This window comes from Shewanella halifaxensis HAW-EB4, from assembly GCF_000019185.1.
GTDB classification, from domain to species: Bacteria; Pseudomonadota; Gammaproteobacteria; order Enterobacterales; family Shewanellaceae; genus Shewanella; species Shewanella halifaxensis.
Genome location: NC_010334.1, coordinates 3,063,308 through 3,076,007 on the forward strand (window position 1 = coordinate 3,063,308; position 12,700 = coordinate 3,076,007).

The following is a 12,700-nucleotide window of genomic DNA, read 5'->3' on the forward strand; positions in this document are numbered from 1 at the left end:
GAGCATAGTTGTTCTACGGTTAAGCTCGTTAACACAGCATCAGAGCCGCTAAAACTCGCCATTCTGGAGCGTTTTTGGTTGCCTACTTCTGCGTTGAATAGCTTTATAAGGGAATAACCATTATTTCAACTATTCGCCTTGAATTAGTTTGCCAAAAGCGCTCTGAGTAGATCAACTTCTTATACTGATTGGTATAACTGCTCGGCACGATTAAACATGATCCAAGAAGTGGCGATATACTTGTCACCACTGAGTGGCATATTGCCACGATGAGAATGGGTAAAACCTGCGGGGGCTATCACCATGGTGCCCTTCTTGGGTTTAATCGACTTATTCTGGTAATAGAACTCTGTCTCGCCGCCCTCTTCCACATCATTCAAATAAAACATATATAGCACCACTCTATGCAGCGCTTCATTATGCCCTAACTGCGGAAATTGCTCTGAATGCCAATGAGGATAGCCGCCTTTAGCTTGTTGGTACTTTTGGATATTGATGCTACCGCTACGGTACAGATATTTAACGATGGCTTCGGCCCTACCCTTACCTAACTCATCAAAGTTATCCGGCGTTAACGTAATTGACTGGCCGCTTTGATCACTAACACTCACCGAGACAGCCCCCATTAATGCCATCGCATACTTGTCGAAATACTGCGTTGCATGGGATAGCGTATAACCAAGCAATTTATTCTTCAGTGGCGTTAAGTCGTCATAGGAGTCTAGCATTAGATCCAGACTACGCTTCTTCGATTCATCAACCCCACCAGCGGTACTACCCGCGCTCACTCCTGAATGCCGTTCAAAGCTGTGAATCAACTCATCACAAAATTCAGCTGGAATCGCATCTGGGTATATTTCAATGAAGTCCATTTTAAGGTTCTCTGCTTAGCGGCATGTGTAATAGTTAACGGATTGTAAATATATAACTATTTCCATTGCTTCATCAATTGGTTTAGCTTTTCTCTAAGCCAAGTATGTGCTGGGTTAAACTCATTGCGTTTATGCCACATCATATTGTGTAGAACAGGTTTAGTGTTAAAGGGCAGTTCGATACTTTGAAGGCCAAATTTCTCGGCATATTTATCAGCGGTACTCCTTGTGGTGATAGCAATACAGTCACTCTCAGAAACGAGCGCCATCATAGAGAGTAATGAGTGACACTCACAGCTAACCTTGCGTTCACGGATCACCTCCTCGGTAAAAAAATCCAGTGCAGACAGCGTCGCACGGCGAAGCTTCAACGTAATATGCTTCTCTTGGTAAAACTGGGATTTGTCTATCTTGCCATTAATACGCGGATGACCCTTACGGCAGATCATAGTGACACTTTCACGGTAAAAGAGTTGATTAGTGTAGGAGAGGCTCGGTAGTTGACCAATGTCGATTGCCAGATCGGCCTTTTGCAAACTCAGTTGATGAAGCAGTTGATCCTCTTCAATCGGCGGTAGTTGAAACATAATCTCACAATTGCCCATATCGCTATCTCGCTCAACTAAGGGTTGCAGCAAATTCATTATCGGTTCATCGACATAGACAAGAAACGAACGCGGAGTCAGCTTATCAAAACCGACTACATTGCTCAGCGCACTGTTAACAGTGTTATAGGCTGGAGAGACTTGACTTGCTAGCTGAATAGCCGCGTTGGTAGGTGAAATACCACGACCTTCACGAACAAAAAGCTCCACACCGAGTTTAGCTTGTAGGCGCTTTAATGCCGCACTTACACCGGGTTGAGTTAAGCCTAAGGATTCAGCAGCTAAAGTAATAGAACGTAACTGATAAACCTCTAAGAATATCGCCAACAAATTAAAGTCGAATCTTTTATCTATATTGCTACTCACACAATACTCCCGCCATTAATACAGAAGTAACAATCATACATACCAATACCAATACATACAAAATCGTTATGTATCATCTAAAGCTTAGTTTATTGGTTAGTGCCTCTGAAAAGCCTACTCTGTCACCAACATTAAAGTACTTAGCAACCTATGGCTTCTCCCTAGAAGATCCATAACGTTCATTGACTTAGACTCGAAGGTGACACATATGCAAGATCAAATATTCAAAAGAACAAGCTTAGCAGCCGCTATTGTTAGCCTGTTCTCATTTAATGCCATTGCCCACTCTCATGATGAAGCTGAAAAGCATAACCACGAGCATGAACATATCAATGCTGCCGAGATGGCATCTTACGCGGGTAAAGCTGCAACTAAGCACACTGTGGCGGCAAATAAAGCTCTTGCCGAGCGCTTACCATTTTCAGACATGACAGCCTTTGAGCAACAAAAGCGTGGCCTAATCGCCGCATTCGGTGACCACGAAGCGGGTAAAGCACGTTTGCAATTTAGCGATATGATGCAAGATATCGACCCCGCTAATTTCCCAGATACTGTAAACCCTTCTATCTTCCGCCAAGGCTTGATGAACTATCAGGCTGAGGGCTTATATGAGGTTGTTGATGGTGTTTACCAGATCCGTGGTAATGATATCGCTAATATCACAATCTTTAAAACTGATAACGGTTATGTGGTTAACGATCCAGGCTTCCTCGATGAGACAACTAAGCTTGCATGGGAATTTGCAAAGCAGCACCTTCCAGCTCCCCACACGATTCACGCTGTGATCTACTCACATCCCCATGGCGATCACTTCGGTGGCGTTCGTGGCCTTAGTGAAGATTTTGCCGATGATGTGAAAATTGTTGCTCCAGATGGTTTTGTGCAGGCGCTAGCAGATGAAAACATGCTAGCGGGTAATGCCATGTCACGTCGCTCAAACTATCAATACGGCGTCACACTAGGTAAAGATGCCCACGGTACAGTAGATAACGCTATCGGATTAACACCTGGTATTGTTGGCGGCTTAACCCTAATTACTCCAACGCTTGATATCACCGACAAAATTGAGAAGCATAATATCGATGGTGTTGAGTTTGAATTTACCAACGTACCTGGGGCTGAAGCTCCCGTTGAGATCATCACTTGGGTAGAGAAGTACAAAACCCTATTTACCGGCGAACTGACCTATCACGGCATGCATAACATCTACACTTTCCGTGGTGCAAAAGTACGTGATGCTCTCGCGTGGAGTAAGTATTTAACCGAAATGAAGCTTGCCTACGGTGACCGCATCGAGGCATTAACCTCATCTCATTCAGCGCCAGTTTGGAATACTGCTGATATCAATGAGTACATCACGCTGCAACGTGATAACTACGGCTTTATCCATAACCAAGCCCTACGTTTAGCCAATCACGGCACCACTATCAATGATGTGGGACGCGAGATAGACAAGATCATTCCACAGACTCAATTTGATACTTGGCACACCAATGGCTACCACGGCTCATACTCACACAATGCTCGCGCCGTTGTTAACCTCTACCTGGGCTATCATGACCTAAATCCAGTTAACACTAACCCACTAACTAGCCAAGATAAGTCTTGTGTCTATGTGGAAGCCGCTGGTGCAGATACCCTGATGAGGGGGGCACGAGCACAGTTTGAAAAAGGCGAGTATCAAGCGGCTTCTCAACTCGCTAACGATGTTGTGTTGTGCGACCCCAATAACCAAACAGCCCGCAATTTGTTAGCTGATTCTTTCGAGCAGCAGGGTTATCAGTCTGAAACCATGGCATGGCGTAACTCCTACCTATCGGGTGCTTATGAGCTGCGTACCAACGTGATCCATGAGTCAATCAAGCAAAACTCCGCCGATATTGTGGCAAACAGCCCAACGCTCAACATTTTAGATTATGTTGCGGTTCGCCTGAATGCACCAAAAGCAGTTGAAGCTAACCTGAACCTCAGCTTTAACTTAGTGCACCCTGACACTAACGAGCATTTCTACTCTGAGATCTCCAACGGCAACATGGCAAGTGTGATCACAAGTGATGAGGTTAAAGGCGCTGATGCAACCTTCTACATCAACAGAGCAGATCTAGCTAAGGTCATGACGGGCCAAACAACTCTGCCAGATCTACTGAAAAGCAAGCAAGCAGAAATCAAAGGACAGCAAAACTTTATCCAACAGATAATGCCAAACCTAGATACCTTCAGCCCGCTGTTTGAAATCCTACCAATCGCAGATAACAAATAATCGCTCTGCAGGGGACTGCGTCCCCTGCTATCAACGCACTACTATCAGCATATATATGATTAAAGATTGTATCTTTTCGCTGATATGAAGTAGTCACAAACAGTGACCCCTCTCTTCCCGGCTGGGGGCTTCGGCCCCCTCCCTCTCATGAGTATATTATGAAAAATTCAACTCTAGTCAGTGCACTTACTCTGTTGGCACCACTTAGCTTTTCACCACTATCTTTTGCCCAGCAGGCTCAAGATGAAGTTCAAGATATGTCAGACCCACTCGCTGTTTATACCCAAGCTGGTGCCGGAGTCACCAATAAAGGCATCAACCTAAAACTTGGCAACTCCTACGATACGGGAAACCCAGATACGATGGCGATGAATATCATCGAACTAAAAGGGATCGCTGGTGATAGCCTTGGCCTCGATGGTAATGACTCTATCAGTAACCTTCGTTATCGCAATTTCAACTTAGATATGACCAATGGACGCGGCGCACAGGTCGATGTTAACTGGGACTTTAATAACAATGTAGGTAATGCATCCTACAGCTTTATTCAAGCCTTGCCAGCGTTCGGCCCAGTGCAGCTATTCCCACTCGCGGGTGTAGGTATAACCGTGACGGACACTGCGGTCATTCGTGGTGAAGAGACCGAGATTGGCAGTGTGGGATACGCAATTCCATCAAGCTTCGCCGTTGTCGGAACCTACGCAAAAATTACCCTCACAGACAATATCTGGCTTAACTACAACCCTATGTATATGACCACCTTAAACAACAATGAATATATGTCGGACATGATGGATGGCCTCTATCACGAAGTCGTTGTCAGTTATCAGATAAACCCAAAGCAAAATATTCGTCTCTTCGCTAATTACGCTGCGACTGACTTCAATGTGGATAAAAATGTCGATTGGCGAATAGAGTTCAATCACCAGTTCTAATTTGCAAATTAAGAGTAATTTGAGAAGAGAATTACCCTGTAACAGGGCGATCCACTGATAACTATCTGTGGAGTCTCTTCTCTATGAAACACCTTTTAAACTTATAGCAGCGTTTGTTTGCTATCGTCTCAGGGTATATTTCTATGAAGTCCATTTAAAGATTATCATGTTTGCAACATCTGTAAATTTATCAGTTAAGTAATTGTAAATTATATAACTTGAGTTAGAATAGCGACTAATGAAAAGCCTAAACTAATTGCCCATGACGAATAGTTGTAAAGTCGCAGTAGGACAGTTGCAAGTCGGTAACTTTGTTCAGTTACCGATTGCGTGGAAAGATCACCCATTTATATTCAATAGCTTCAAAATAAAACAGGAAGCTCAGGTTGAATTGATTAAAAATCTCGGCATTGACTTTGTCTACCTACGCCCGGAGCGCAGCGACACTCAACCGCTTTCCAGCATTGAAGCTAAACAGCAACCCAAAATTCTCGACAATAACCTTGAGCGATTATCTGGTGAGCTAAATCAGCAAAAAACAAAAAGTATCGAAGCACAACAATCGTTAAGGCGTCACTTACAGAAAACAGAAAAGCACTTCACTCGTAACGTTGCTATGATGAGAAACCTCATCGGTAAGCTACGTAACCGTCCGCTCAATGCGGTCAATGAAGCCAAAGAGCTTATTCATGGCGTCTGTAATCAATTGCTCACCGACGATAAATTAGTGCTTCATTTGATGTCTGATGCCAAAAGTGATGAAGGGATCTATTATCATTCCCTCAATGTCGCTGTGCTGTCTATGCTTATCGCCAAAGAGTTAGGCTGGAGCCGTCAAGAAATCGAGTTAGTCGGTATGGGCGCGCTGTTCCATGATATTGGCAAGCTTAAGGTTCCGACTCAGCTGCTTCGAAAGACCACACCTTTTACTCATGCTGAACAAATTTATTTTAATCAACACCCTGCAATGGGAGCTGAATTATTAATCGCTGCGGACAATTTCCCGCAAGAAGCACTACCAATCATCTTAAATCATCACGAATTTTTAGACGGTTCTGGCGTGCCTAAAGGAAAAAAAGAAAAAGATTTAGATAAGCTAAGTCAGTTAGTTTGTGCCATAAACACTTACGACAACTTGTGCCATTCTGACCGGAGTAAAAAAGCCAGAACACCTTATTCTGCCCTCGGTTATCTCTATAAAAACTATCAGACCCAGCTTAATCAGCAGGTGATTAATCGATTAGTTAAGATGCTCGGCGTCTATCCGCCAGGCAGTATTGTCGAGCTAACCTCGGGGCAGTTTGCCATGGTGATGTCAGTCAACTTAAGCCAACTACTGTTACCTCGGGTGCTGGTATATGATCCCACCGTACCTAAAGAGCAAGCGCCAATAATCGACTTGGCCAGTGAAAGCCTAAACATCGTAAGATGTTTGCCTGTTGCAGCGCTACCTGAAAAAGTACTGAAATATCTCAACCCAAGAGAGAAAATCAGTTACTTCTTTGGAGCAGAAACATAACCTATCCCAAATAACGCTACAATAGTGTAGAACGGCCAATTTCTTGCTGAACCGCCCTCGACTGACTAAGGTTAAATCTACTGGTTTTCATGTCGAGGTTAGTTTTTATGACTAAACTACCAAGTTTTGACAGACTGTTATGGATGGCAGAAAACACCCCAGAGAAATTGGATGCTCTACAAAAAAGACTGAGTAAAGAGACTATTGCGCAGAGCCGCGAGAGTAATCAAGCGAGTCTAACATCATTGCTTGACGACTTAGATAAGCGTTTAGCACGCTGTAAAACCCCCTACCAACGTTGTCACCTCGTAAGTAGCCTTATGTTTAATAAACTAGCGAAACTAAACCAAGTTTATTGTCAACCTGGAGAGTTTCTCCAACATAAGGCCGAAGTTGTTCCACTCAGGAAAAATGCTAAGTAGCACTTATACCGATTGGTATTACTATAGCCGTAATGGCAAAAAAGCTCGCAATCGCGAGCTTTTTTATGCAATAGCCGTTATTTTATAACCAACCTTTACGCTTAAAGAAAAAGTAAGTTCCCGCCGCACTACTAAACATCATAGCAATTGCCATTGGGTAACCAAACCTCCAATCAAGCTCAGGCATATTCACAAAATTCATACCGTAGGAGCTAGCGATCACTGTTGGTGGTAAAAACACTACGGCGGCAACAGAGAATATCTTAATGATCTTGTTTTGCTGTAAACCACTAAAGCCCATAGCGGCATCGAGTAAGAAGTTGAGCTTATCGAAAATGAACTGACTATGAGGCATCAAAGACTCGATATCCGACAGCATCTCACGCAGATCTTTTAATTCATCATCAGACAGCTTACTTCGATAATGCTTCTGCATAAATCTTAATGAACGCTGGGTATCGAGCAAACTTAAACGAATCTTACCGTTTGAATCTTCCTGACGGGTAATTAACTTAAATACGTTATCGAGCTCTTCATTCTTAAAGACCTCTTCGCTGACGTTTTCAAGAACGGTATATACATCCTCGATTAGATCAGAAAGATAATCAACCTTAAGAGTAAATAACTCTAACAGTAGGGATTCTGGCGTCGTGGCATCGATTTTACCTAATCTCAGGTAGTTACGCAGCAAGCGGATAAGACCCACATCTTCGTCGCGGATTGTTAGTAAAAAGTTTTTGCGCAAATTAAAAGAGACGTTTACACCTTTAACATCTTGCCCTGCACGCTGTGGAAACAAAGAGTTGATATGCAGTCCATCATTGTTCTGATAAAAACGCGCAGAAGCCTCAATCTCGTTGATATCCTCTTCATCTGGCACATCTTCAACAGAAAAATGACTTAACCACTCTCTTTCATGTTCATCAGGTTTATACAAGTCCAGCCAAATAATACTGGGGGGGATACTATCCTTGATGCTCAATTCAATAATCGTAAGTTTACGATCCTTATAGGCATAGGCTGTAATCATAGCTCCTCCTTTAAACGCGTATAGCAAATATTCTGAACAAAAAAACGTGGGCTATTCTAACCTATAACACCTTATTGCAAAGGGTTAAGCATAATAAAGTGCTCAAAAATTACTTATTAACCGAATTCGCAACGATAATACGCTCCTGATTGGACAATCTAATGCGAATTCCGTTGACAGTTGTTATCTCATTGCTAGCAATATCTTTCTTTCTAACTTGATAAACAACCGTCTCGTCACTCATAGGTGACACTATTGTCACACTGACAACTTTATTACCATCACTCCAATCCCAATACCAATAAGCACCCGTAGCGGTGAGCGATAAACTAATCAGTACATAAGCACCAATCCGCAGCTTCATGTTCTTACCTAACTCTTTTGTACTCGCTCGGACACCGTTTTCTCTCGGTTTACGGATATAAACCATCGCGCCAACGATGATCAGTAAGGTGATTAAAATTTTAGTAAGCACTTGCTTTCCCTTTGCGCTGTTTACGCTAATTATACCTACAAAAAAACGGATAAACTGTTATTAATATCCAAGCATTGGCATACGAGTGAGGTAAATTCAGCCTCCTTCTGCTATAAAGAGGGCATAAATTCATATTAGGATCCAAAATGAAGCGTAATGCTCTTGTTTTAAGTAGTGCCTTAAGTGGTGCCCTGCTACTGTTTACGCCATCAGCTTTTGCTGACGTCACCCTCTCTATGCCTTCAAACTCGGAGTTGGTACTGGTTAATGGTGTTGATGCTAGTGGCAGAGATACGCTAAACCTTAAAAATGGTATTAATCAGATTGCCTTTCGATACCTTGGACGTTACCAACAACAGGGCTCTCAAACTCAGTTCCAGTCAGATGTCATTATCATCAAGTTCGACCAAAGCAACGCCCAGTTAGCATTATCTATGCCGAGTGTTCGTTCAGGCAATGCGGCCGACAAGTTTAATCAGTCTCCGCAAGTAACCTTAGAAAATCAATACAGCAACCTTGTTCCCTTCGAGCTTGGAATGCTCATCAAGAAAGGCTTGCAGCTAGGTAGAGATTACGAGACAGAAATGACAGCCTACAACCTCACAGAGCAAAAAGCGTCACTGAATATCCAGCCTACTGCGACTAACGTTATACCGACAACTGCTACTATTGCCGTAGCAGCAGCGAATACACCTGCTAATACAAGCGATAAGCCTGAAGCGAGTAATCAGGTGGATGTGGGGCAGATGCTCGATTTTTGGTACCAACAAGCCGACGAAGAGACGCGCAAAGCCTTTAAAAAACGAATCGAAAACCAATAGCTTTTCGCTATCAAAAAAACCGCTCTTGTGAGAGCGGGCTTCTTCTATCTGCATTGTTATACCTATCAGGGTAAAGACTAAATAGGCTTTAATGATTCTGCATTCATAAACTGATGCAATGACTGGATCAGAGCCTGTTTCTCTGGGTTGATTTTTTGTGGGTTATACACGGCGCAAATATTGGCGTGGATCTCTTGCCTTAGCGATATAAAGCGAATATGTCTCCAACTCTGACGACTAAAGCTTTGGGGAACGACAGAGATCCCAGCCTGACTCTCTATCACGTTCATCAAAGTCATCGGCTCCACCACCTCTTGAGTGATTTGTGGGATAAAGCCCTCCTTGATGCAATGATTGACGACCAACTGTGCCGAAGCCGAGTTTTTATGACTCATGATGACAAACTTTTCATTGGCCAGTTCCGACAAACATAACTGAGACCGTCCACTGAGTTCATGCCGGTCACAAAGCGCGATCACCATAGGCTCGCAGTAAAGATTGCAGGACTCTAACGGGGTAATATCTAAAGTGTCGGCGTAACGAACAAAGCCTATATCGATCTCATTATTAAACAGTGCCACCTTCTGCTGCTGTGGCGATAGCTCCAAGAACTCAAATTGAATACTTGGATATTGGGCTTTCAACTGCTGACAGGCATAACCAAACCCCGCCCAAAATATCGAACTAACAATACCTAAACGAAGCTGCCCCTGGGTTTCTCTAGCGTGCTGAGTCACTTTACTCACCGCACCTTCCATTACACTAAAAATTGACTGGCACTCATGGCGTAACATCAAGCCAGTGGAAGTCAGCTGAACACTTCTTTTATCCCGATTAAATAGCTTGACGCCAAGAATCGTTTCAAGCTCTCTCATCTTTGCGCTCAAGGGAGACTTGGAAATATGTAGCCGCTCAGCAGCCTGAGTTAAAGTTTGACTATGACTTGCCACATAAAAATACCGCAGCATTTTCATACTAATACGCTCAGCCCAATAGAGGCTATTTAAATCTAGCGGTGCAACGCTATGGTCATTGTTCACAAATTTAGTATCCATTTCTTTGCCATAACTGGGCTATTCCGGTGTAAAAACTGAACGTTGAAGCAGTTTTCAATATCTTAAATAACAGTTTTACCACTCAAAGCGTTCAATCCGCCGAATGTACCGAAAAACAGCACATTAGAGTCGTTTTTAGTGATTTTAATAAAAACGACTTGGGAATATCGTGAGGCCAATAACAAATCCACTTCGGAATAAAAAAATGTCTCTGTACGATCCCGTCCCAAATGCTGTAGCTACCATCGAAAAATACAAGCCTGGTTTCAAACCACAAATCGCCATGATCTTAGGATCGGGTTTAGGTGTGCTTGCAGATAAGCTAGAAGACAAAGTCAGTATCGGCTATCAAGAACTAGATGGCTTTCCAGTAAGTACTGTTGAAGGTCACAGTGGTGAATTAGTGCTGGGCTACCTAAATGGCGTACCTGTAGCATGCATGAAAGGTCGCGGCCACTTTTATGAGCACGAAAGCATGAAAGTGATGACGACGCCTGTTCGTACATTCAAGACACTAGGTTGTGAGATGTTACTTGTGACCAATGCAGCTGGCTCACTCCGCCCTGACCGTATCGATGTTGGCTCACTAGTGGTGTTCTCTGACCACATCAACACCATGCCTAGCACACCGATGACTGGCCCAAATGACGAAAAGTATGGTCCTCGCTTCTTCAGCCTTGCCAATGCCTACGATAAAGACTTGCGTGAGCAAGCGCTGAACATAGCCAAAGCACAAGGTATCGTACTGAACCAAGGTGTCTTCGTTTCTTATACTGGCCCATGTTTTGAAACTGCCGCAGAAATTCGCATGATGCAAATCATTGGTGGTGATGTGGTTGGTATGTCTGTCGTGCCAGAGGTCATCTCTGCAGCTCACTGTGGCTTACCCGTATTGGCCGTCTGCGCTATCACTAACATGGCTGAAGGCCTAGGTGATGTGACGCTATCGCATGAACAAACCCTTAAGTGCGCAAAATTAGCTGAAGGCGATTTTTTACAACTGATTAACGCGTTTGTCGATAGCGTAAAGAAATAAGGGAATAACACTATGATGTTCATGGGTTTTATAGGCATGCTGGTACTATTAGGTATCGCTGTAGCTTGTTCTGTTAATCGACGTTCAATCAAACTACGCACTGTGGGTGCAGCACTAGGCCTACAAGTATTGATTGGCGCACTGGTATTATACGTACCACTTGGCCGCCAAGCACTAGAGTCGATGTCTCATGGGGTACATGTGGTACTCGATAGCGGTAAGGCAGGTATTCGCTTTCTATTTGGCAACTTAGTTAACTTTTCTGTAGAGGGAATCGGCTTTGTATTCGCACTAAACGTATTGCCTTTAGTTGTATTCTTCTCAGCTTTAATTGCTGTACTTTATTACCTAGGCATAATGCAATTTATCATTCGTATTATTGGCGGTGGTATGGCGAAAATACTGGGTACCACGCAGCCAGAGTCTATGTCTGCCGTATCTAATATCTTCGTTGGTCAAAGTGAAGCACCACTGGTAATCAAGCCTTATATGGCGAAGATGAGCGACTCAGAGTTCTTCGCCGTGATGTGTGGTGGTATGGCCTCAGTGTCTGGCACAGTATTAGCAGGCTACGCCATGATGGGCGTGGATATGGAATACTTGCTGGCAGCATCGTTTATGGCGGCGCCAGGTGGTGTGCTATTTGCAAAATTAATACTCCCTGAAACCAGCACCCCCACTTACAGTATGAGTGAGAAGGTGCAGTTTGATGAGAAACCACCAGTCAACGTCCTTGCGGCGGCAGGTGAAGGCGCTGCAAGCGGCCTTAAACTAGCGGCAGCCATTGGTGCCATGCTAATCGCCATGATTGGCCTAGTGACTCTAGTGAATAACCTTCTAGGCGGCTTTGGAGACATGGTCGGTTTGCAACTGTCTCTTGAAGGCATTTTAGGCTGGATCTTCGCACCTTTGGCCTTCTTACTGGGCGTTCCAGCTGCTGATATGGCGATTGCAGGCTCTATGATTGGTAAGAAGCTTATCGTTAACGAATTTGTTGCCTACAGTGACTTAGCCCCCTACCTGAAAGACAGCAAAGAAGTGACCGCTGCGGGTCTACAGGTTCTTCAAGAAAAGAGTAAAGTTATTATCAGCTTTGCACTGTGTGGCTTTGCAAACTTAGCCTCTATGGGGATCTTGATTGGCGGACTCGGTACGCTATGTCCATCAAGAACAGATTTTATCGCCAAGTATGGCTTACGCACAGTCGTTGCAGCCACTTGTTCGAACTTAATGAGTGCTGCAATAGCAGGTATATTCTTCTCTTTAGCCAACTAAACACTAGGCTATTGTAGACAAAGGGCGGA

The 12,700-nt window shown here is 43.8% G+C and carries 12 protein-coding genes; 7 read left to right on the forward strand and 5 right to left on the reverse strand.

The window, feature by feature from the left end:
* Positions 1 to 179: 179 nt before the first annotated feature.
* Complete coding sequence (locus tag SHAL_RS13175) at positions 180 to 872, reverse strand: 2OG-Fe(II) oxygenase (protein WP_012277618.1); 693 nt, start codon at positions 870 to 872, stop codon at positions 180 to 182.
* Positions 873 to 928: 56 nt separating this feature from the next.
* Entirely contained in the window at positions 929 to 1,843 is a 915-nt protein-coding gene (locus tag SHAL_RS13180; RefSeq protein ID WP_012277619.1) for a LysR family transcriptional regulator, read from the reverse strand.
* A gap of 208 nt (positions 1,844 to 2,051) precedes the next feature.
* Between SHAL_RS13180 and SHAL_RS13185 the strand changes: the two genes are divergently transcribed.
* The 4 genes from SHAL_RS13185 (at position 2,052) to SHAL_RS13200 (ending at position 6,979) form a co-directional block, all read left to right on the forward strand.
* Complete coding sequence (locus SHAL_RS13185; protein ID WP_012277620.1) at positions 2,052 to 4,103, forward strand: alkyl/aryl-sulfatase; 2,052 nt, start codon at positions 2,052 to 2,054, stop codon at positions 4,101 to 4,103.
* 158 nt (positions 4,104 to 4,261) lie between these two features.
* Positions 4,262 to 5,038 (forward strand): hypothetical protein, encoded by a 777-nt coding sequence (locus SHAL_RS13190; protein WP_012277621.1) that lies wholly within the window; start codon positions 4,262 to 4,264, stop codon positions 5,036 to 5,038.
* Between the two features lie 262 nt (positions 5,039 to 5,300).
* Positions 5,301 to 6,557: a cyclic di-GMP phosphodiesterase gene (locus SHAL_RS13195; protein ID WP_012277622.1), complete on the forward strand. Its 1,257-nt coding sequence runs from the start codon at positions 5,301 to 5,303 to the stop codon at positions 6,555 to 6,557.
* Positions 6,558 to 6,664: 107 nt separating this feature from the next.
* The gene (locus tag SHAL_RS13200) at positions 6,665 to 6,979 is read left to right on the forward strand and encodes a DUF3135 domain-containing protein (RefSeq protein WP_012277623.1); all 315 of its coding nucleotides are present in this window, start codon (positions 6,665 to 6,667) and stop codon (positions 6,977 to 6,979) included.
* 82 nt (positions 6,980 to 7,061) lie between these two features.
* On the opposite strand, the gene corA is transcribed toward SHAL_RS13200, so the two are convergent.
* Both corA and SHAL_RS13210 read right to left on the reverse strand, forming a co-directional pair.
* On the reverse strand, positions 7,062 to 8,009 hold the full coding sequence (gene corA / locus SHAL_RS13205) for a magnesium/cobalt transporter CorA (RefSeq protein WP_012277624.1): 948 nt from the start codon (positions 8,007 to 8,009) through the stop codon (positions 7,062 to 7,064).
* Positions 8,010 to 8,118: 109 nt separating this feature from the next.
* A complete protein-coding gene (locus SHAL_RS13210; protein WP_012277625.1) occupies positions 8,119 to 8,484 on the reverse strand; it encodes a hypothetical protein in 366 nt (121 codons plus the stop codon).
* A 146-nt stretch (positions 8,485 to 8,630) separates the two neighbouring features.
* Between SHAL_RS13210 and SHAL_RS13215 the strand changes: the two genes are divergently transcribed.
* Complete coding sequence (locus SHAL_RS13215) at positions 8,631 to 9,305, forward strand: YccT family protein (protein ID WP_012277626.1); 675 nt, start codon at positions 8,631 to 8,633, stop codon at positions 9,303 to 9,305.
* A 77-nt stretch (positions 9,306 to 9,382) separates the two neighbouring features.
* Here the strand turns inward: SHAL_RS13215 and SHAL_RS13220 are convergent, their stop codons facing one another.
* Positions 9,383 to 10,360 carry a LysR family transcriptional regulator gene (locus SHAL_RS13220; RefSeq protein WP_012277627.1) on the reverse strand — a complete coding sequence of 326 codons (978 nt, stop codon included), beginning with the start codon at positions 10,358 to 10,360 and terminating at the stop codon, positions 9,383 to 9,385.
* A 205-nt stretch (positions 10,361 to 10,565) separates the two neighbouring features.
* Between SHAL_RS13220 and xapA the strand changes: the two genes are divergently transcribed.
* Together xapA and SHAL_RS13230 are read left to right on the forward strand one after the other, a co-directional pair.
* Positions 10,566 to 11,396, forward strand: coding sequence for a xanthosine phosphorylase (gene xapA / locus SHAL_RS13225; RefSeq protein ID WP_041416008.1), 831 nt, complete (start codon positions 10,566 to 10,568; stop codon positions 11,394 to 11,396).
* Positions 11,397 to 11,408: 12 nt separating this feature from the next.
* Positions 11,409 to 12,671 carry a NupC/NupG family nucleoside CNT transporter gene (locus SHAL_RS13230; RefSeq protein WP_012277629.1) on the forward strand — a complete coding sequence of 421 codons (1,263 nt, stop codon included), beginning with the start codon at positions 11,409 to 11,411 and terminating at the stop codon, positions 12,669 to 12,671.
* Positions 12,672 to 12,700 lie beyond the last annotated feature (29 nt).

Bases quoted from the DNA above. Each gene is read 5' to 3' on its own strand.
- SHAL_RS13175 (WP_012277618.1), bottom strand. From the start codon at position 872: ATGGACTTCATTGAAATATACCCAGATGCGATTCCAGCTGAATTTTGT.
- SHAL_RS13185 (WP_012277620.1), top strand. From the start codon at position 2,052: ATGCAAGATCAAATATTCAAAAGAACAAGCTTAGCAGCCGCTATTGTT.
- SHAL_RS13190 (WP_012277621.1), top strand. From the start codon at position 4,262: ATGAAAAATTCAACTCTAGTCAGTGCACTTACTCTGTTGGCACCACTT.
- SHAL_RS13195 (WP_012277622.1), top strand. From the start codon at position 5,301: ATGACGAATAGTTGTAAAGTCGCAGTAGGACAGTTGCAAGTCGGTAAC.
- SHAL_RS13200 (WP_012277623.1), top strand. From the start codon at position 6,665: ATGACTAAACTACCAAGTTTTGACAGACTGTTATGGATGGCAGAAAAC.
- corA (WP_012277624.1), bottom strand. From the start codon at position 8,009: ATGATTACAGCCTATGCCTATAAGGATCGTAAACTTACGATTATTGAA.
- SHAL_RS13215 (WP_012277626.1), top strand. From the start codon at position 8,631: ATGAAGCGTAATGCTCTTGTTTTAAGTAGTGCCTTAAGTGGTGCCCTG.
- SHAL_RS13220 (WP_012277627.1), bottom strand. From the start codon at position 10,360: ATGGATACTAAATTTGTGAACAATGACCATAGCGTTGCACCGCTAGAT.
- xapA (WP_041416008.1), top strand. From the start codon at position 10,566: ATGTCTCTGTACGATCCCGTCCCAAATGCTGTAGCTACCATCGAAAAA.
- SHAL_RS13230 (WP_012277629.1), top strand. From the start codon at position 11,409: ATGATGTTCATGGGTTTTATAGGCATGCTGGTACTATTAGGTATCGCT.